At 70.2% G+C, this 18,687-nt stretch carries 18 protein-coding genes and 1 tRNA gene; 3 read left to right on the plus strand and 16 right to left on the minus strand.

The window, feature by feature from the left end:
• Nucleotides 1-130 precede the first annotated feature (130 nt).
• From prfA to lysA, 6 genes are all read right to left on the minus strand, one after another.
• Nucleotides 131-1,207: a peptide chain release factor 1 gene (gene prfA, locus ASF76_RS12295; protein ID WP_055960045.1), complete on the minus strand. Its 1,077-nt coding sequence runs from the start codon at nt 1,205-1,207 to the stop codon at nt 131-133.
• 32 nt (nt 1,208-1,239) lie between these two features.
• The gene (gene rho / locus ASF76_RS12300) at nt 1,240-3,576 is read right to left on the minus strand and encodes a transcription termination factor Rho (RefSeq protein ID WP_055958122.1); all 2,337 of its coding nucleotides are present in this window, start codon (nt 3,574-3,576) and stop codon (nt 1,240-1,242) included.
• 151 nt (nt 3,577-3,727) lie between these two features.
• Nucleotides 3,728-4,660: a homoserine kinase gene (thrB, locus tag ASF76_RS12305; RefSeq protein ID WP_055958126.1), complete on the minus strand. Its 933-nt coding sequence runs from the start codon at nt 4,658-4,660 to the stop codon at nt 3,728-3,730.
• Nucleotides 4,657-5,739 carry a threonine synthase gene (gene thrC, locus ASF76_RS12310; RefSeq protein WP_055958129.1) on the minus strand — a complete coding sequence of 361 codons (1,083 nt, stop codon included), beginning with the start codon at nt 5,737-5,739 and terminating at the stop codon, nt 4,657-4,659. The genes thrB and thrC overlap by 4 nt, the downstream gene beginning before the upstream one ends.
• Before the next feature lie 2 nt (nt 5,740-5,741).
• A complete protein-coding gene (locus tag ASF76_RS12315) occupies nt 5,742-7,097 on the minus strand; it encodes a homoserine dehydrogenase (protein ID WP_055958133.1) in 1,356 nt (451 codons plus the stop codon).
• Nucleotides 7,094-8,521, minus strand: a complete 1,428-nt coding sequence (lysA, locus tag ASF76_RS12320) for a diaminopimelate decarboxylase (RefSeq protein WP_082485042.1) — start codon at nt 8,519-8,521, stop codon at nt 7,094-7,096. Before lysA ends, ASF76_RS12315 begins: the two co-directional genes overlap by 4 nt.
• Nucleotides 8,522-8,880: 359 nt before the next feature.
• Between lysA and ASF76_RS12325 the strand changes: the two genes are divergently transcribed.
• Nucleotides 8,881-9,984: a hypothetical protein gene (locus ASF76_RS12325; RefSeq protein WP_055958136.1), complete on the plus strand. Its 1,104-nt coding sequence runs from the start codon at nt 8,881-8,883 to the stop codon at nt 9,982-9,984.
• 18 nt (nt 9,985-10,002) lie between these two features.
• Here the strand turns inward: ASF76_RS12325 and ASF76_RS12330 are convergent, their stop codons facing one another.
• The 6 genes from ASF76_RS12330 to ASF76_RS12355 are packed head-to-tail and all read right to left on the minus strand — an operon-like array spanning nt 10,003 to nt 15,455.
• Nucleotides 10,003-10,785 (minus strand): LmeA family phospholipid-binding protein, encoded by a 783-nt coding sequence (locus ASF76_RS12330; RefSeq protein ID WP_055958139.1) that lies wholly within the window; start codon nt 10,783-10,785, stop codon nt 10,003-10,005.
• Between the two features lie 2 nt (nt 10,786-10,787).
• The gene (gene argS / locus ASF76_RS12335; protein ID WP_055958142.1) at nt 10,788-12,452 is read right to left on the minus strand and encodes an arginine--tRNA ligase; all 1,665 of its coding nucleotides are present in this window, start codon (nt 12,450-12,452) and stop codon (nt 10,788-10,790) included.
• A gap of 39 nt (nt 12,453-12,491) precedes the next feature.
• Nucleotides 12,492-13,301: a transglutaminase-like domain-containing protein gene (locus ASF76_RS12340; RefSeq protein ID WP_055958145.1), complete on the minus strand. Its 810-nt coding sequence runs from the start codon at nt 13,299-13,301 to the stop codon at nt 12,492-12,494.
• Between the two features lie 54 nt (nt 13,302-13,355).
• Nucleotides 13,356-13,922 (minus strand): hypothetical protein, encoded by a 567-nt coding sequence (locus ASF76_RS12345; protein ID WP_156459245.1) that lies wholly within the window; start codon nt 13,920-13,922, stop codon nt 13,356-13,358.
• Nucleotides 13,919-15,169, minus strand: a complete 1,251-nt coding sequence (locus ASF76_RS12350; RefSeq protein ID WP_055958153.1) for a serine/threonine-protein kinase — start codon at nt 15,167-15,169, stop codon at nt 13,919-13,921. Before ASF76_RS12350 ends, ASF76_RS12345 begins: the two co-directional genes overlap by 4 nt.
• Before the next feature lie 31 nt (nt 15,170-15,200).
• Nucleotides 15,201-15,455 carry a DUF6458 family protein gene (locus ASF76_RS12355; RefSeq protein ID WP_055958156.1) on the minus strand — a complete coding sequence of 85 codons (255 nt, stop codon included), beginning with the start codon at nt 15,453-15,455 and terminating at the stop codon, nt 15,201-15,203.
• A 118-nt stretch (nt 15,456-15,573) separates the two neighbouring features.
• On the opposite strand from ASF76_RS12355, the gene ASF76_RS12360 reads away from it, so the two are divergent.
• On the plus strand, nt 15,574-15,771 hold the full coding sequence (locus ASF76_RS12360) for a DUF2188 domain-containing protein (RefSeq protein WP_055960051.1): 198 nt from the start codon (nt 15,574-15,576) through the stop codon (nt 15,769-15,771).
• A 54-nt stretch (nt 15,772-15,825) separates the two neighbouring features.
• Here ASF76_RS12360 and ASF76_RS12365 read toward each other — a convergent pair.
• From ASF76_RS12365 to ASF76_RS12375, 3 genes are all read right to left on the minus strand, one after another.
• Nucleotides 15,826-15,901: transfer RNA gene (locus tag ASF76_RS12365), tRNA-Arg, on the minus strand.
• A gap of 90 nt (nt 15,902-15,991) precedes the next feature.
• The gene (locus tag ASF76_RS12370) at nt 15,992-16,177 is read right to left on the minus strand and encodes a hypothetical protein (RefSeq protein WP_156459246.1); all 186 of its coding nucleotides are present in this window, start codon (nt 16,175-16,177) and stop codon (nt 15,992-15,994) included.
• A gap of 84 nt (nt 16,178-16,261) precedes the next feature.
• Nucleotides 16,262-16,711: a hypothetical protein gene (locus tag ASF76_RS12375; protein ID WP_055958162.1), complete on the minus strand. Its 450-nt coding sequence runs from the start codon at nt 16,709-16,711 to the stop codon at nt 16,262-16,264.
• A 109-nt stretch (nt 16,712-16,820) separates the two neighbouring features.
• Between ASF76_RS12375 and ASF76_RS12380 the strand changes: the two genes are divergently transcribed.
• Nucleotides 16,821-17,213, plus strand: coding sequence for a DUF5684 domain-containing protein (locus tag ASF76_RS12380; protein ID WP_055958164.1), 393 nt, complete (start codon nt 16,821-16,823; stop codon nt 17,211-17,213).
• Between the two features lie 71 nt (nt 17,214-17,284).
• Here ASF76_RS12380 and ASF76_RS12385 read toward each other — a convergent pair whose 3' ends face one another.
• Nucleotides 17,285-18,454, minus strand: coding sequence for an RtcB family protein (locus tag ASF76_RS12385; RefSeq protein ID WP_055958167.1), 1,170 nt, complete (start codon nt 18,452-18,454; stop codon nt 17,285-17,287).
• Nucleotides 18,455-18,687 lie beyond the last annotated feature (233 nt).

An 18,687-nucleotide genomic window follows, 5' to 3' on the forward strand; every position in this document is an offset into this window, starting at 1 on the left:
CCCCTCCGTCACCTCTGCCGGGTGAACGGGTCGGGCTCCGCGGGGGCGCCCGACGGCCCCGACGCGCATCGAGGTGCGAAAGGTACGTCGCTTCGGACTCCCCCGTCTCCGACGGACGGCGGCCGGTTGGTCACCCGTCGGCCAGTGCCGCGAGCCGCGCCTCTTCGTCGGCGGTGATGGCCGACTCGATGATCGGGCCGAGGGCACCGTCCATCACCTGGTCGAGGTTGTACGCCTTGTAGCCGGTGCGGTGGTCGGCGATCCGGTTCTCGGGGAAGTTGTAGGTGCGGATGCGCTCGGAGCGGTCCATGCCGCGGATCTGCGACTTTCGCGCGTCGGCGGCGACAGCGTCGCGCTCCTCCTGCTGTTTGGCGAGCAGGCGCGCACGCAGCACACGCATACCCGCCTCGCGGTTCTGCAACTGCGACTTCTCGTTCTGCATCGATACGACGATGCCCGTGGGCACATGCGTGATGCGCACCGCAGAGTCGGTCGTGTTGACCGACTGCCCTCCGGGACCCGACGAGCGGAAGACGTCGATCTTGAGGTCGTTGGGGTCGATGCCGACCTCTTCGGGCTCGTCGACTTCGGGGAAGACGAGCACACCGGTCGTCGAGGTATGGATGCGGCCCTGCGACTCCGTCGCCGGCACGCGCTGTACGCGGTGCACGCCGCCCTCGTACTTCAGGTGCGCCCACACGCCTTGCGCCGGGTCGCTCGAGGAGCCCTTGATCGCGACCTGGACGTCCTTGTATCCGCCCAGATCGCTCTCGGTGCGCTCGAGCAGCTCGGTCTTCCACCCCATGGACGCCGCGTACTGCAGGTACATGCGCAGGAGGTCGGCCGCGAACAGGGCGCTCTCGGCCCCGCCCTCACCGCCCTTGATCTCCATGATCACATCACGCGCATCGTCGGGGTCGCGCGGGATGAGCAGGCGCCGCAGACGCTCCTGCGTCTCGACGACCCGCTGCTCCAGCCCCGGCACCTCGTCGGCGAACGCGTCGTCCTCGCGAGCCAGTTCACGCGCCGCATCCAGATCATCGGAGGCCGAGACCCACGTCTCATGGGCGGAGACGATGCGCGACAGCTCCGCATAGCGCCGGTTGACGCGCTTCGCGCGTCCCGCGTCCGCGTGTACGGCGGGGTCGGAGAGCTCCTCCTGGACGGCTTTGTGCTCGTCGAGGAGCCCTCGGACCGACTCGAACATCGCGGGCACCGACATCGCGCTGGCGGCCGGGGTCAGCGGATGCTGTTGTCGTCACCGCCGCGCGCGGGCGCCGGGATCGACTTCTGCATCTGCACGAGGAACTCGACGTTCGACTGGGTCTCTTTGAGCTTGCCGAGCACGACCTCGAGGGCCTGCTGGGGCTCGAGGCCGGCCAGGGCGCGGCGGAGCTTCCAGGTGATCTTGACCTCGTCGTTCGACAACAGCATCTCCTCGCGGCGGGTGCTCGACGCGTTGACGTCGACGGCCGGGAAGATGCGCTTGTCGGCGAGCTGGCGGTTCAGACGAAGCTCGCTGTTGCCGGTGCCCTTGAACTCCTCGAAGATCACGTCGTCCATCTTCGAGCCGGTCTCCACCAGCGCGGTGGCGAGGATCGTGAGCGATCCGCCGTTCTCGATGTTGCGTGCGGCACCGAAGAAGCGCTTGGGCGGGTACAGCGCGGAGGCATCGACCCCGCCGGACAGCACGCGGCCCGAGGTCGGGGCGGCGAGGTTGTACGCGCGACCCAGACGGGTGATCGAGTCGAGCAGCACGACGACGTCGCGGCCGAGCTCGACCAGGCGCTTCGCGCGCTCGATGGCGAGCTCGGCGACCGTGGTGTGGTCTTCGGCCGGCCGATCGAACGTCGAGGCGATGACCTCGCCGCGGACTGTCCGCTGCATGTCGGTGACCTCTTCGGGGCGTTCGTCGACGAGCACGACCATGAGGTGGACCTCGGGGTTGTTCGTGGCGATCGCGTTGGCGATCTGCTGCAGAACGATGGTCTTGCCGGCCTTCGGAGGCGCGACGATCAGCCCGCGCTGGCCCTTGCCCACCGGGGCGACCAGGTCGATGATGCGCTGCGTGAGCTTCTCAGGGCCGGTCTCCAGGCGCAGACGCTCCTGGGGGTAGAGGGGGGTGAGGTTGTTGAACTCCACACGGGCGGCGGCGTCGTCGACCGACAGGCCGTTGACGGAATCGACCTGCACGAGCGCGTTGTACTTCTGACGCCCCTGCTGCTCGCCCTCGCGCGGCTGCTTGATGGCGCCGACGACGGCGTCACCCTTGCGCAGGTTGTATTTCTTGACCTGGCCGAGCGAGACGTAGACATCGCTGGGGCCCGGCAGGTAGCCGGTGGTGCGCACGAACGCGTAGTTGTCGAGCACATCGAGCACGCCGGCGATGGGGACGAGCACGTCGTCCTCGCCGATCTCGGTCTCGAACTCATCGCCCGTGGTGCTCTGGCCGCGGCGCTTGTTGCGCTGACGGTTGCGGCTGTTCGCCGCGCCCTGCTGCTGCTGGGCCTGCTGACCGCTCTGCTGCGCATTGTCGCGCTGCGAACCACCGCCCTGCTGACCGTTATCGCGCTGACCGCTCTCGCGCTGACCGCTCTCTCGCTGACCGTTCTCGCGCTGGCCGCCCTGCTGCGCGTTGTCACGCTGCGACGCGCCCTGCTGGCCGCCCTCGCGCTGGCCACCCTGCGTGGGCGCGTCGGCGTCGTCGGAGCCGGCTTCGGGCTTCTCTGCGGCGGCGTCGGGCTTGTTGCGGTTGCGGTTGCGCGAGCGGCTTCGGCCACGACCACGAGCGGGGGTCTCATCGTTCTGCTCGGCGTTGTCGGAGGCGGCGTTCTCGCCGTCGTTCGCCACGGCCTCCGCCACGGGCTCCGCCGCATCGGGGGCACCGGATTCTTCGATGGCGGCGTCCGCGATCGGTGCGTCGGTGCTCGGTGTGTCGGTCGCCTCGGCGACGACCGGCGTCTCCTCGGAAGACGCTGCGTCCTCGGCGACGTCGGCCGCGGTCGTGACGGGGGTGGTCGACGTCTCGTCCGACGCGGCGTCGGCCGGAGCCTCGACGTCGGTGCCGGCCTCGGCGGCAGCGGCCTCGGCGGCAGCGGCCTCAGCGGCAGCGGCCTCGGCGGCAGCGGCTTCAGCGGCCGCCTTCTCCTTGGCGGTGGCGGTCGTCGCACGACGGGGGGCACGCTTGCGCGGGGCGCGTGCGGGCTTCTCCGCCGGGGCGGCCTCCTCGGGTGCAGACTCGGCAGCGGGCTCGGCAGTCGGCTCCACCGCGGGCGCGGCGTCGGCGGATGCCGTCTCGTCTGCCGGAGTCACCGCGTCGTCGGCCGCAGCGTCGGCTTCTGCTGCAGGGCCGTCGGCGACGAGAGTGTCGTCGGCGAACAACGCCTCGGGCTGCGCATCGGCGGCCGCGGTGTCCGGGGCGTCCGTGCCCTTGGTCGTCGCGGTGTCGACCGTGCTCGGCTCGGTGTCGGTGTCCGGCGTTGCGGTGCCCTGCGCGTCAGCCGTGGGCTGCTCTTCGGCGGGGATCTCGGCGCCCTCGGGCGCGTCGACGGAATGGGTCTCGGAGATGGACTCCACGAGTGCTCCTCAGAATGAAACGTGTCAGATCGCGCTTCGCCGTGCAGATCGCAGACGAAGAGACACCAGCGGTTCGGGAGATTGCAGCCGATACCGGGTTCGCGATGTGTTGCGGATTTCGCAGGTGGTGCAGAGGCTCAGATTCGCGAACTTACGCGGAACCCTCTGCGTTTTTCACTGTACCACCCTTGACGTCGACGGCGAGCATGAGCGCCTGCCACGGGGTGTCGACCACGGATGCCATGAGATCAGCGGCTTCGAGTCGCTGCCCGGGTCCGTCGGCGAGGACCAGAACGCTGGGGCCCGCCCCCGAGACCACGGCCGCGTATCCCTCGGCACGGAGCGCTCGAACGAGCCGGTCGGTCTCGGGCATGGCCTGCGCGCGGTAGTTCTGGTGCAGCTTGTCTTCGGTGGCCGCCATGAGCAGTTCGGGGCTCTGCGTCATCGCGGCTATCAGCAGGGCCGAGCGCGAGACGTTGAACACCGCGTCCTCGCGCGGGACCTGCAGGGGCTGCAGGCTTCGGGCGACGGCCGTCGACATCGTGAAGCCCGGCACGAACACCAGCGGCGACACGCCACGGTGGACGATCAGCTGCTTGTGCTGCGGGCCGGCGGCATCCATCCACGCGATCGTCAGACCGCCGAAGAGGCCCGGTGCGACGTTGTCGGGGTGCCCCTCCAGTTCGGTGGCCAGGCGCAGCAGGTCGACGTCGCTGAAGGCGACCTCGCCCTCGAGCAGACCCTTCGCGGCGAGGATGCCGGCGACCACGGCGGCTCCCGACGAGCCCATGCCGCGCCCGTGCGGGATGACGTTGTGCGCGGTCAACCGCAGCCCCGGGAGGGTGCGGCCGACCGACGCGTACGTGTGCGCCATCGCGCGCACCACGAGGTGCGACGCGTCGCGCGGCACGTCGGCCGTGCCCTCGCCCGCGACCTCGATCTCGAGGCCGTCGCCCTCGATCTGCTCGACGGTGAGATCGTCGTACACGCTCAGCGCCAAGCCGAGGGTGTCGAAGCCGGGCCCGAGGTTCGCGCTCGTAGCGGGAACGCGGACCGCGACTCGGCGACCGGGGCCTGAGCTCACGCGGTCACCGGCTGCAGGTCGAGCACCGAGGCGACCTCCGAGGTGGTCGCGTCGACGACGGTGGGCTTCACGTCGGTGCCGTCGGCCTTGCGAAGCGCCCACTGCGGGTCCTTGAGACCGTGACCGGTGACGGTCAGCACGACCTTCGCGCCGGCCGGGACGATCCCCGCCTCCGCGCGGTCGAGCAGGCCCGCAACGCTGATCGCCGATGCGGGCTCGACGAAGACGCCGACCTCGCCCGCGAGGATCTTCTGCGCCTCGAGGATGCCATCGTCGTCGATCGCGCCGAACCAGCCGTCGGTGGCGTCGCGCGCCTCGAGCGCGAGGTCCCACGACGCGGGGTTGCCGATGCGGATGGCACTGGCGATCGTCTCGGGGTTCTTCACGACCTCGCCGCGCACGAGCGGCGCGGAACCGGCGGCCTGGAAACCGAACATGCGGGGCACGCGGGTGGCGACGCCGCGGGCGGCCTCTTCCCGGTAGCCGCGCGAGTACGCGGTGTAGTTGCCGGCGTTGCCCACGGGGATGAAGTGGAAGTCGGGGGCATCGCCCAGCTGCTCGACGACCTCGTACGCGGCGGTCTTCTGCCCCTCGATGCGGTCGGGGTTGACCGAGTTGACCAGGTGCACCGGGTAGTGGTCGGCGAGCTCGCGCGCGATCTCGAGGCAGTCGTCGAAGTTGCCGCGGATCTGGATCAGACGACCGTTGTGGGCGACCGCCTGGCTCAGCTTGCCCATCGCGATCTTGCCCTCGGGCACGAGCACGGCGGCGGTGATGCCGGCGTGGGCGGCGTAGGCCGCGGCCGAGGCTGAGGTGTTGCCGGTCGAGGCGCAGATGACGGCCTTCGCGCCGTGCTCGACGGCGCGCGAGAGCGCGACCGTCATGCCGCGGTCCTTGAAGGAGCCCGTCGGGTTCATGCCCTCGAACTTCACCCACACGTCGGCGCCGGTACGACGCGACAGGGCCGGGGCGGGGATGAGGGGCGTGCCGCCCTCGCCGAGGGTGACGACGGTGGAGGCGTCGGTGACGCCCAGACGGTCGGCGTATTCGCGGAGGACTCCGCGCCAGAGATGAGCCATGTTCAGTTCCCTTCCACGCGCAGCACGGAGACCACGCGCTCGACGACGCCGCTCGCGGCGAGACGCTCGACGGTCTCGCTCAGGTCCTGCTCACGGGCCTTGTGTGTTCCGATGACCAGACGGGCCGAGCCCGCTGCGGTCGATGAGCCTGTCGCAGCGCCCGTTTCTCCGGCATCCGGAGAAGCCTCGATCACGGTCTGCTCGACGGTCGCGATCGACACGCGACCCTCGCTCAGGATGCCGGCGACCGTGGCGAGCACGCCCGGCTTGTCGTCGACCTCGAGGGTGATCTGGTACCGCGTGATGACGCGCCCGATCGGCACGGCGGGGAGGTTCGCGCGGGTCGACTCCCCCACGCCCACGCCACCCGCGATGTGCCGACGCGCAGCCGAGACGACGTCGCCGAGTACGGCGGACGCCGTCTGTACGCCGCCGGCGCCGGCGCCGTAGAACATCAGGTCGCCCGCGGCCTCGGCCTGGACGAACACGGCGTTGTTCGCGCCGTGGACGCTCGCGAGCGGGTGCGCGCGGTCCACGAGGGCCGGGTACACGCGCACCGAGATCGACTCCGTGCCACCGTCTTCGGCGGCGAGGCGCTCGCACACGGCGAGCAGCTTGATGACGTAGCCGGCGTGACGAGCGGACTCGATCATCGCGGCGTCGACCGAGGTGATTCCCTCGCGGTGCACGGCATCCAGGGGAACCGCGGTGTGGAACGCGAGGCTCGCCAGGATGGCAGCCTTCTGCGCGGCGTCGTAACCCTCGACGTCGGCGGTCGGGTCGGCTTCGGCGTAGCCGAGCGCCTGCGCCTGGGCCAGCACGTCGGCGAAGTCGGCGCCCTCGGTGTCCATACGATCGAGGATGTAGTTGGTGGTGCCGTTGACGATGCCCATGATCCGCACGACGCGGTCGCCGGCGAGGGAGTCGCGCAGGGGCCGGATGATGGGGATGGCGCCGGCGGCGGCGGCCTCGTAGTAGACCTCGGCGCCGACCTGGTCGGCGGCCTCGAAGACCTCGGAGCCGTGGGTGGCGAGCAGCGCCTTGTTCGCGGTGACGACGTCGGCGCCCGAGGCGATCGCGTGCAGCACCTGCGTCCGCGCGGGCTCGATGCCGCCCATCAGCTCGATGACGATGTCGCTGCCGACGATGAGCGTCTCGGCATCCGTGGTGAAGAGTTCGCGGGGCAGCTCGACGTCGCGCTTCGCGTCGAGGTTTCGCACCGCGATGCCGGCGAGCTCGAGCTTCGCGCCCGCGCGGTCGGCGAGTTCGTCGCCGTGTCTGAGCAGCAGGTCGGCGACCTGGGAGCCGACGGCGCCGGCGCCGAGGAGCGCCACGCGCAACGTGCGGTAGTCGGTCATGCGGTTTCTCCGTGGGGTGTGTCGGTATCGGATGCCGGGACTCCGGCGTCGCGGGCGAGCAGATCGTCGACGGTCTCGCCGCGGACGATCACGCGCGCCTCGCCCCCTCGCACCGCCACGACGGGCGGGCGCGGGGTGTAGTTGTAGTTGCTCGCGAGCGAGAAGCAGTAGGCGCCGGTCGCGGGGACGCCCACCAGATCGCCGGGCGTGACGTCGGCGGGGAGGTACTCGGCATCCACCACGATGTCTCCCGACTCGCAGTGCCGACCGACGACCCGCGACAGCGCCGGGGCGACATGACTCGTGCGCGAGACGATGCGCGCCGAGAAGTCGGCTCCGTACAGCGCCGGGCGGGCGTTGTCGCTCATGCCGCCGTCGACGCTGATGTACGTGCGATCGAGACCCTCGGCCGCCGTGACGGTTTTGACTGTGCCCACCTCGTACAGCGTCACGCCCGCCTGAGCGACGATGATGCGTCCGGGTTCGGTGGCGATGTCGGGCATCGGGATGCCGCGCACCGCGCACTCGTCGGCGATGGCATCCAGGATGCCGTCGGCGATCTCTTCGATGGGTCGGGGATCGTCGACCGAGGTGTAGGAGATGCCGAACCCGCCGCCGACGTTGATCACCGGGATCTCTCCCCCGGCGAGCAGGTCGGCGTGCAGGTCGACCAGGCGCGCGGCCGACTCGCGGAACCCGGAGGAGTCGAAGATCTGCGACCCGATGTGCGCGTGCAGGCCCACGAATCGCAGGCTCGGCAGCTCGCGGATGCGGGCGACGGCGTCGGCCGCCCCCTCGAGCGAGAAGCCGAACTTCTGATCCTCGTGCGCCGTGGCCAGGAACGCGTGGGTCTCGGCGTGGACGCCGGTCCGCACCCGCACGAGCACGGGCTGCACCACACCGCGGCGGTCGGAGATGGCGGCGAGCCGCTCGATCTCGATGGGGCTGTCGACCACCACCGACCCGATGCCGACCTCGACCGCGCGCTCGAGTTCGCCCACGCTCTTGTTGTTGCCGTGGAAGCCGAGGCGCGCGGGATCTGCGCCGCCGGCCAGGGCCACCTCGAGCTCACCGCGGGTGCAGACGTCGACGGCGAGTCCCTCATCGATGACCCACCTCACGACCTCCGTCGAGAGGAACGCCTTGCCCGCGTAGTACACGCGTGCCCGGATGCCGTGGCGTGCGGCCGCGGACTCGAACGCCGCGCGGGCGCGACGCGCGTGGGCGCGCACCTCGTCCTCGTCGAGGACGTAGAGCGGGGTACCGAAACGGTCGCGCAGGTCGAAGACCGAGACCCCGCCGATCTCGACGGACCCGCCGTCGACGCGTCGAGCGGACGCAGGCCAGACAGGGGCGACGAGCTCATTCGCTTCGGCCGGGGCGACGAGCCACTCGGGCACGAGCGCGGAGTGCGAGGCGGACACAGGGGGACCAATCGGGTTTGCGGCGACGCGACGGCCGCGGATCACGGCTCCACCCCTGCGGAGAGTCACGCGAGGGTGTTCCTTGCAGTCTAGGGCACGGCATATGCCCCTCCCCTCCCGTGCGGCGTCCGCGGCCGCCCCCGCGCCCGGCGACCACCCCGACGCGTCGTCGGTGCGCGGGACGACGCTCGGTGGACGAGGGCGCCGGTGGTTCCGTCGCGGCTACGGGCGCCGCCCCCTCCGAAGGGGTGAGGGCGACTGCCTCGACGGATGACGAATCGGGTGATGGCGGGGCGGGTCGCGGCGCGTGACGCTCAACGCTGGCCGTCGAGTGCGCGGGGGCACCATACGGTGTCGACGTGACGTCGCCCCTCTCCTCTCCGCTCGCCGTCGACGCCGTCGGCGTGCGCGTCCGCATCGAAGTCTCGGGTCTGTCGTCCGCCGACCGCGAGTCGGTCACGCGCGCCTGGGCGGACGCCCGCGTCGGCGATCACGCCCCGGCGGACGTCACGGTGGTCCCGGTCTCCCGTGACGGCGAGGGGCAGATGCTGTCGGATCTGTCGAGCATGGTCACCCAGGCGGCGATCGAGGCCCGGCGAGGCGACGCGTGGATGCTGCATGCGGCCGGGCTCGCGGCCCCCGACGGCGGCGTGGTCGTGCTCGTCGGGCCGTCAGGCGCCGGCAAGACCACCGCTACACGGGTACTCGCACGGTCGTGGGGCTACGTCTCCGACGAGACCATCGGGATCGAGTCCGACACACGCATCTCCAGCTACCGCAAGCCGCTCTCGGTCATCACGGAGGGACAGGGCTACAAGGTCCAGCACGCTCCTCGCGACCTGGGCCTCCTGCCCCTCCCGGCCGCACCGCTACGCGCACGCCGCGTCGTGCTCCTCGACCGCGACAGCGCCCACACGCGAGCGCGCCTCGTCCCCATTCCCGCGTCCGAGGCCCTCGTCCTCCTCGCGCCGCACTCAAGCGCCCTCGCCTCGATGCCGCACCCCTTGCGCACCATCATGAGCGTGCTCGCGCGAACGGGCGGCGCACTCCGAGCCCAGTACGCCGAGGCGGAGCAGCTCGTCGCCCTGGTGGACGAGCTCATGTCCGAGGCACTCGACTACTCCCCCACGGCCACCGAGCCCCCGTCCCACGCTGTCGTTCCGTCGACCGTCCCCGGGTCGTCGAACGGGGTGGTCAGACGCTACCGCCGCGGCGCCGTCGTCGACTCCTGCGCGCTGCCCGACGACCGAATCGCGCTTCTGTCGGCGGAGCCCGACGGCCGGGGCACGCTGCGCATCCTCGCCGGTGCCGCCCCCGCGCTGTGGCTCGCCGCAGATGATTCCACCCGCGACGACCTGCTGAACGCGGCGACCGGCGGCGCGCCCTATGACGAGGCGGCCCGCGCAGTGGACGACGTCCTGAGTCAGCTCGTCGAGGCCGGACTGCTCACCGTCACCCGATGAACGACAGCGACGCTGCGATCAGCCGCAGGTGCCGTCGACCTGCAGAGCCGGATCGCTGACGATGGCGCCGGCGATGTCGAACGTGGCCACCAGGTCCTGACCTTGCACGCTCGCGGACGTCAACGTCAGCCCCGCCGGCAACCGGTCGGCGATGCACAGGCGCGACGTCTGCAGGATGCCGTCGGCGACACCACCGAATTGACCGCGGAGGGTGTCGGCGTCGAGCACGTTGCCCGCGACCTGGAACGACGACGGCGTCAGTGTGAGATCGCCTTCGGCCGCGCCGGGTGTTACGGCGACACCGACCGGGATGCCGATGCCGAACAGCGACAGCGACGTCTCGAACGTGACGTCCGGCGCGGCGACGTCGATCGTGCCGGCGGGGAGGTCCGGAAGCTCTGCGAGCAGCGCCCGCACCTGCTCCTGATCGAGGCGGACGGAGGCGGTTCCCCCTTCGGCGGGCGATCCGGCCGAGACCGGCACACCGCGCAGGTCGACGCGCACATCGCCGGTGATCGGCCCCAGGGTGACGTCGTCGGAGGCCACGGCGACCTCGTCGAGGCGCCCCCCGATCACCTGCGGCAGAACGAGGCCGGCCACCTGCACGTCGACGTCCTGGTCGTCGGGCAGCCCGACGTTGGACACGACGAGGGAGCGCACCGTGCTCGTGACGACCGAGCGCGCGATGAACTCAGCGGCGACGACCGCGGCTGCCAGCAGCACGACGACCACGACGATCACCGCGATCCAGCGACCGGTCTTCCGGCCCGACGAGGGGCGGGGCGTCGTGGCATCCGTCATCGTCACATCCGTTCCGGAGCGCTCACGCCGAGCAGGGTGAGGCCGTTGCGCAGTACCTGACCGGTCGCGTCATTGAGCCAGAGGCGCGTGCGGTGCACCGACTCGACAGACGCGTCACCGAGCGGGATGACGCGGCAGTTGTCGTACCAGCGGTGGTAGAGGCCCGCGAGCTCTTCGAGGTAGCGCGCGACACGGTGCGGCTCGCGCACCTCGGCGGCGAAGGCCACGATGCGCGGGAACTCCTGGAGGGCACCCAGCAGGGCCGACTCGGTCTCGTGGTCGAGCAGCTCGGGGGCGAACTCCGAGCGGTCGACCCCGGATGCCGCGGCATTGCGCGCGACGTTGTGCGTGCGGGCGTGGGCGTACTGCACGTAGAACACGGGGTTGTCGTTCGTGCGCTTCTGCAGCACGTCGAGGTCGATGTCGAGATTGGAGTCGGCCGAACTGCGCGTCAAGGCGTAGCGGGCGGCATCCACCCCGACGATCTCGACGAGGTCTTCGAGGGTCACCACGGTGCCGGCGCGCTTGGACATACGCATCGGCTGCCCGTCACGCACGAGGTTGACCATCTGACCGATGAGCACCTGGAGGTTGACGTTCGGTACGTCGCCGAAGGCGGCGCACATCGCCATGAGGCGCTGCACGTACCCGTGGTGGTCGGCGCCGAGCATGATGATGCAGCGGTTGAAACCGCGCTCGCGCTTGTCGAGGTAGTACGCGAGGTCGCCCGAGATGTAGGCGGGCTGCCCGTCGGACTTGATGATGACGCGATCCTTGTCGTCACCGAACTCGGTCGAGCGCAGCCACGTCGCCCCGTCCGCCTCGAAGATGTGGCCGAGCTCGCGCAGGCGCGCGACGGCCCGGTCGACGGCGCCCGAATCGTGCAGGTCGTTCTCGTGGAAGTACACGTCGAAGTCCACGCCGAAGTCGTGCAGCGACTGCTTGATCTCGCCGAACATGAGGGTCACGCCGAGCTCGCGGAAGGCCTCTTGCTTGGCATCCGGATCGAGGGCGTCGATGTCGCCGTCGTACTGCTCGGTGACGCGCGCGGCGATGTCGTGGATGTACGCGCCGCCGTAGCCGTCGTCCGGGGTGGGGTCGCCCTGGTGGGCGGCGACGAGGCTGCGGGCGAAGCGGTCGATCTGGGCGCCGTGGTCGTTGAAGTAATACTCGCGGGTGACCTTCGCGCCCTGAGACGAGAGGATGCGCGCGAGCGCGTCGCCCGCCGCGGCCCACCGGGTGCCGCCGAGGTGGATCGGACCGGTGGGGTTCGCACTGACGAACTCGAGGTTGATGATCTCGTCGGCGCGGGACTCGTTCGTTCCGAACGCAGCCCCCTCGTCGACGATCGTCTTGGCCAGGGCGCCGGCGGCCGCCGCATCGAGGCGGATGTTGATGAAACCGGGTCCGGCGACCTCGACGCTCGCGATGCCGTCGACGGCCTCGAGCCCCGCGGCGATCTCTCCGGCGAACTCGCGCGGATTCGCACCGACGACCTTCGACAGCTTCAACGCGGCGTTGGATGCCCAGTCGCCGTGGTCGCGGTTCTTCGGACGCTCGAGCGGCAGGTCGACGACCGTGATCCCCGTCGAGGACCCCTCTCGTCGCGCCTCCGCGAGCGGGGCGATGACGGCGAGCAGGGCGGCGGAGAGGGCAGCGGGATCCATAGCCCGTCAAGTCTAGGGCGCGACGCCGGGGTGGCCGCGTCAGCCGATCTGCACCAGGGCCTCATGGTCGTCGGGGGTCGTGGTATCCGGAGTGTCACCGTCGAGCACCGCGTCGACATGCATGCGCTCGAGCCCGACGTAGCCGCCGTGGTAGCTGAGGAAGGCGCAGTCGGCGGCGTCGCGACCCGTCGCGATGCGCACCAGCGAACGGCGGTCGGCGAGTCGCGTGGCGTCGACGACGTACCAGGCCCCGTCGATGTAGGCCTCGGCCACGGCGTGGAAGTCCATGGGCTCGAGGCCCGGGGCGTAGCACGCGGCGTACCGGGCGGGCATGTCCATCGCACGAAGCAGGGCGATGACCACGTGCGCGTAGTCGCGGCAGACGCCCTGCCCGGTCATCAAGGTGGTCACGGCACTGTCGGTGCCGAAGCTGAGTCCGGGGGTGTAGGTGACGGTGGAGGCGACGAAACCCGACACCGCGGCCAGCAGTTCCTCTCCGCCGAGGCCACGGAACTGCCGCCGCGCCTGAGCGAACACCTCATCGGACTGGCAGTACCGACTCGGGCGCAGGTAGGTGATGGTCTCGAGGTCGCTCGATCGAGGACCCTGCGCCGGTCCCGAGACCACGGCGTCGTAGCGCACCGACAGCGGCCCCTGCTCCCCCGTGAGACGGTGCAGACGACTGCCCGACTGGTCGACGATCTCGGTCGGGGTGTACACGCGATCGCCCTGAGAGAAGGTCAGTGTCTCGTCGGCGACCGGTACGCCCTGGGCCGCGGTGATCTGGAAGATGAGGTCGACGGACGCCCCCAGATCGAGGTCGAGTTCGGCGGTCACACGGCGCGGCACCGGGCAATCCTCGCACGCGGTCGAAGGCCCTCGGACCACCGCGGACGAATCGGGTCACCCGTCTTTCTCACCCGCTCCGGGAGACGCTCCCTGACTCGGCTTCTTGTCGTCGTTGCCGCCGGGGCCGCCGTTTCCAGGCCCCTTGCCGTCGCCGCCGTTCGGCGGGGATCTGTCGTCATCCCCGACGCCGTTCTCCGGCTCTTCGGGCGTCGGTTCCGCCGTCGGCTCGGCGGTCTCAGCGGGTTCCGGCTCGGCGCTCTCGGTCGGTTCCGGCGCGGTCGTCTCGCTCGGTTCGGGCTCGCCGGTCTCCTCCGGCGCCGGCGACGACGATGGCGCCGGTGTGAGTGAAGTGAGGTCCGCCCGCACGGTGGCGATGCGAGCCAGGATGCCGTCGGCCTCCGCCGAGGTGATCTCCCCCGCGTCACGCCGCGCGACGACGTCGGCCTCGAGGGCGTCGAGGCTCGTCAGCGCTGAGGCGTAGTCGCCGGCGGAGGCCTGCTCGGCGACGGTCTGCACCGACTGCTGCCACGCAGTGGGAGCAGCGTCCGGCGGCGTGCACGCGGCGAGCGCGATGCCGGCGGCGAGCAGGAGCGCGGCCGCCGGTGCGGCGCGACGGATCACGGGCCGACCTCCGTCCACAGCTCGTCCATGTGCTGGTCGAGCGGCTGCGGGAGCGCCGGCAGGTCGGATTGGCCGGGTGCACCCGAATTCGAGAGCGAGACGGCGGCGACCAACGCTCCCACGGCGAGGATGACGGCCACGACGGATGCCACCACGACGTTCTTCTTGGACCCGCGGCGGGACGCCGGCGCCACGGAGCGCGGACCGCCGCCCACAGACGAACCCTGCGACGTGGCGCCGCCCGTCGGCGAGAGCACCTGCGTGCGGTCCGCGCTCGTCGACGAGGGGTGACTGTCGGGTTGCGGGAGCACCCGCGTGCGGTGGTCGCTCCCGTCGAACGCGCGCGTCGGAGCCGTCGCGTGCGGCAGGACCGCCGTTCGCGCATCGACCGACGCCGCCGAGGCGCCCGCGGCAGCGCGCAGCGCCGTGATCACTCCCGCGGCATCCGGTCTCTCCGCGGGTTCGAGGGCGGTCATGCGCTGGAGCACGTCGCGCCACGCCGGCGGAACGTGCGCGGGAATCTCGGGCGTCGAGACGAGCCGTGCCGCGAGCGCTTCGTGGGGCGCGCGCGACCCGAACGGGCGCGATCCGGTCAGCGCCTCGAGCAGCACGAGTCCGAGCGCGTACACATCGCTCGTGGGGGCGGCGGGAAGGCCGCGCGCCTGCTCGGGACTGAGGTAGGCGGCGGTGCCGATGACGGTGTCGGCCCGGGTGACACGGGTGGCGCCCACCAGGGCCGCGATGCCGAAGTCGGCGAGGGTCGCCCGTGGCCTCTCGCCCACATGGGCGGCGGGGCGGATGAGGATGTTCGACGGCTTCACGTCGCGGTGCACGATCCCCCGCGCGTGGATGACGGCGAAGGCCTCGGCGATCTCGCGGCCGATGAGAGCGACCTCGGGCGCGGGCAGCGGACCGCGTGCGATGCGGTCCGACAGCGTGGGCCCCGAGATCAGCTCCATGACGAGATAGGCCGGGCTCCCCGCGAGTCTGGCGTCGTAGAGGGTCACCAGAGACGGATGCGACATCGACGCCAGCAACCGTATCTCCGACCGGACGCGCGCGACATCCGGGGGATCGGCGCCGTCGCCGTCGATGATCTTGAGGGCGACGCTCCGCTCCAGCGCCGTGTCGACGGCTTCATGCACGCGCGCGTACCCACCGCGGCCGAGGAGGCGGCCCACGCGGTAGCGTCCGTCGAGCAACTCACCGTCGACCGGGTCGGCGGCCGTGTGCGTCTGCTCGCTCATGATCTCATCCCGGGGTGCGGCCCCGAGCGCATCAGACGAGGTCGTCGTTCGAGGATCGCGTCGTCGAACGGGTGACCTGGGCGCCGCCGACGCCCTCGGTGCGCGTGACCGTGTCGGTCTGACGGCGCTTCGCCAGGAGCACGATGCCGATCAGGAAGACGACGACGCCGGCGCCCATCATGATGTAGCCGATCATGCTCAGGCTGACGTAGTCGTTGGGAAGGTTCACCGCGAAGGCGAGGATGGCCCCGATGACGAACAGGGCGATGCCGGCTCCGATGCTCATGTCAGACCCCTTTCGAAGGAGTTCCCAGCATGGCAAGGACGACCCCGACCCGACACGCTCTTGACAACGCCTGTCAAGACGGGGGCGACGAGCCGGGGTCGGGTGTGACATGGATGCCATGAGCGAGAACGACGTGACCACCCGATCCAACCGCGGCCAGTGGGAGAACGCGGTCGAGGGCCGCCCCGAGCTGTCGGCCAGCTTCTCGAGCAAGCAGGAGGCGGTCGATCAGGGGCGCGCCACGGCGGACGAGCTCGGTTCCGAGCACATCGTCGAGGATGCCGAGCCGACCGGGGCGGTCACCGACGAGGACTGACCGCAGAGAAACGACGAAAGAGGCCGCGATCGTGGATCGCGGCCTCTTTCGTGGTGGTGCCCCCGACTGGAATCGAACCAGCGACCTTTGGTACCGGAAACCAACGCTCTATCCCCTGAGCTACGGAGGCGGACAGCTCCAGGTTATCACCGCGGCGCAGCGCACCCCGACGACGCGGGGCGGCGCCGTGGACGCCTGCGACCGCCCCGCGGCATCCGGATCACTCGTCGCCGACGACGCCGATGCCGGTGGCCTGGTGGTCGGCGTTGGGGTCGTCCTTCGTGGGAGCCTTCGACGCCTCTTCGGGGTCGTTCTCCTGGCTCGGCCGGACCGTGGGGTCGTCGCCGAGGTCGGCGGCGTCGTCGGTCGGGTCTTCCGCGGGGGCGGAGTTCTGCGGGTCGCTCATGGGGTTTCCCTTCGTCACGTGGACCTCCACCCTCGCAAGCTCGAGCGAACGGACGCAGCGGCTTGACCGGGGAGGCTCACGGGCTTAGCGACCCAGCATGGCGCGCAGGCGCCGCGAGAGCGGCTGGGTCAGGATTACCTGTCGCCCGTTCACGTCGAGGGCGAGGATCGAGCCTCCCCATCCCCGCCCGCGCGCCGGCTGCGCGTCGCCGCGGACGTACGCCTCGGCGATGTCGACGTAGGCGGCGAGCAGCTGCGCGCTCTGGTCCTTCGACGAGTTCGCGTCGACCAGCTGCAGCCGGTGTCCCGTGTCGGTCTCGACCGAGAACCACCGGGACCCGGGCGTCGACACGAGCGCCCAGCGCTCGTTCCGTTCGAACCGCGCCCACGCCGCGCCACTCCTGAGGGCTGTGGTCACCTCGAGATCGGCCTGGGCGATGCAGAGCACCTCGAGCATGGCGAGGGCTTCTGCCGCGGTGACGTAATCACCGCGGTCGGCGCCCAACCCGCCCCACTCGAACCTGCGCTCGCTCATCCCGTCACCGCCCGTGCCCTCGTCCTCCCCAGAGGGTAACCCCGGGTTCGCGCGCCGGCTCCGCGCGCAGAAGACTTCGCGCGCAACAGCGGGGCCCTACGATGAGCGCATGCTGACCTCGTCGCCGTCATCGATCACCGATCAGACCTCCATCTTCGCCCTGAGCGGCACCACGTCGTTCCTCGCCGTCGCCCTCTACGTCCTCACGGTCGTGGCATTGTGGAAGGTCTTCACCAAGGCCGGGCACCCCGGCTGGCTGGCGATCATCCCAATCGTCAACATCGTCTTCCTGACCAAGATCGCCGGGTTCTCCGGGTGGTTCGCCCTGCTCTACATCGTCCCGATCGTGGGTGTCGTTTTTCACATCATCGTCCAACTGCGAGTCGGACGAGCCTTCGGACACGGTTGGGTGTTCTCGCTCTTCCTGCTCGTGTTCCTCTACGTCGTCGGCTACCTCATCATCGGCTTCAGCGACGACAAGTACCGTCCCGAGCGCATCTGAGGGCGAGGCGGCCGCCACGCCATATGAAGAAGACGGATGCCACGGGGTCGCCCCGTGGCATCCGGTCTTTCTCAATCCCCCTTGACGTTGACGATCTGTCGCAGCGTGTGACGGATCGTCACCAGGTCGGCAGCATCCGCCATCACCTGATCGATCGGCTTGTAGGCCTGCGGTATCTCGTCGATGAACGCCTCGGTGTCGCGGTATTCGATCCCCGTCATCGCCTCGCGCAACTGCTCGTGTGTGAAGGTCTTCCGGGCCGCCGACCGGGAGTATTCCCGACCCGCTCCGTGCGGTGACGAGTTCAACGCGACCGGGTTGCCTCGACCCTCGACCACGTACGAGGCCGTGCCCATCGACCCGGGGATGAGACCAGGACGCCCGGCATCGGCCATGATCGCGCCCTTGCGCGACACCCACACCTGCTTACCGAAGTGCCGCTCGGACTCGGTGAAGTTGTGGTGGCAATTGATCCGCTCGCGCTCTTCGACGGGGGTGTCGAGGAAGCGACCGAGCTGATTCGAGACACGGTCCATCATCTCCTCCCGATTTAGCAGGGCGAAGTGCTGAGCCCATCGCAGCTCCCGGATGTACCGGGCGAACTCGGGCGTGCCTTCGACGAGGTAAGCCAGATCGGGATGCGGGAGCTCGATCCACCATTGCTGCGCGAGGCGCTGCGCCACCTTGATGTGATGCTGCGCGATGCGGTTGCCGACGCCCCGCGACCCCGAGTGCAGGAACATCCACACGTCGTCGTTCTCGTCCAGCGAGATTTCGATGAAGTGGTTGCCGCTGCCCAGCGAACCCAGCTGGTTGCGCCAGTGACCGGCGTACGACGTCGGGTCGAACTCGGCCGTCTCGGCGAGAGCTTCGAGCTCGGCGATCCGCGGCTCGGCGGTGGCGACGATCTTGCGGTTGTCGCGCCCGGCCGAGAGCGGGATGGCCCGTTCGATCTGCTGACGGAGCTCTGCAAGATCCCGACCGGCGAGATCGTGGGCCGCGAACTGCGTCTTGACGGCGATCATGCCGCAGCCGATGTCGACGCCGACAGCCGCGGGCATGATGGCCCCACGCGTCGGGATGACCGAGCCGACCGTCGCGCCGAGCCCGAGGTGGGCGTCGGGCATGAGGGCCAGGTGGGGATAGATGAACGGCATGCGCGATGAGGTGCGGGCCTGTTCGATGGTCTTGTCATCGATCAGGCTCGCCCACGACACGAGTCGTTCGTTGAGCTTCTGCATGGATCCTTTCCTTCGGTGATGCGCTGCTGCGCGGTGAGTGAGCCACAGACCTGAGCGCACTCCCCCACTCGAAGGGAAAGAGAAACGCCCCGACCTGACGGTGCGGGGCGTGAGAAGACAGTGTCTAGACGACCGGCGCCGGAGGGTACGACGAGGGGAGAAACGGCTGGTACTGCTGCTGCTCCGGACGCAGATCGCGCTTAGCGGTCATCGCCTCGTCCTTTCTCGACTCG

It is taken from the genome of Microbacterium sp. Leaf151, from assembly GCF_001424225.1.
Lineage (GTDB): Bacteria > Actinomycetota > Actinomycetes > Actinomycetales > Microbacteriaceae > Microbacterium.

Excerpts from the sequence above, each read along its gene's own strand:
- prfA (WP_055960045.1), bottom strand. The coding sequence starts at position 1,207 with ATGTTCGAGTCGGTCCGAGGGCTCCTCGACGAGCACAAAGCCGTCCAG.
- thrC (WP_055958129.1), bottom strand. The coding sequence starts at position 5,739 with ATGGCTCATCTCTGGCGCGGAGTCCTCCGCGAATACGCCGACCGTCTG.
- ASF76_RS12315 (WP_055958133.1), bottom strand. The coding sequence starts at position 7,097 with ATGACCGACTACCGCACGTTGCGCGTGGCGCTCCTCGGCGCCGGCGCC.
- ASF76_RS12330 (WP_055958139.1), bottom strand. The coding sequence starts at position 10,785 with ATGACGGATGCCACGACGCCCCGCCCCTCGTCGGGCCGGAAGACCGGT.
- argS (WP_055958142.1), bottom strand. The coding sequence starts at position 12,452 with ATGGATCCCGCTGCCCTCTCCGCCGCCCTGCTCGCCGTCATCGCCCCG.
- ASF76_RS12350 (WP_055958153.1), bottom strand. The coding sequence starts at position 15,169 with ATGAGCGAGCAGACGCACACGGCCGCCGACCCGGTCGACGGTGAGTTG.
- ASF76_RS12355 (WP_055958156.1), bottom strand. The coding sequence starts at position 15,455 with ATGAGCATCGGAGCCGGCATCGCCCTGTTCGTCATCGGGGCCATCCTC.
- ASF76_RS12360 (WP_055960051.1), top strand. The coding sequence starts at position 15,574 with ATGAGCGAGAACGACGTGACCACCCGATCCAACCGCGGCCAGTGGGAG.
- ASF76_RS12370 (WP_156459246.1), bottom strand. The coding sequence starts at position 16,177 with ATGAGCGACCCGCAGAACTCCGCCCCCGCGGAAGACCCGACCGACGAC.
- ASF76_RS12375 (WP_055958162.1), bottom strand. The coding sequence starts at position 16,711 with ATGAGCGAGCGCAGGTTCGAGTGGGGCGGGTTGGGCGCCGACCGCGGT.
- ASF76_RS12380 (WP_055958164.1), top strand. The coding sequence starts at position 16,821 with ATGCTGACCTCGTCGCCGTCATCGATCACCGATCAGACCTCCATCTTC.
- ASF76_RS12385 (WP_055958167.1), bottom strand. The coding sequence starts at position 18,454 with ATGCAGAAGCTCAACGAACGACTCGTGTCGTGGGCGAGCCTGATCGAT.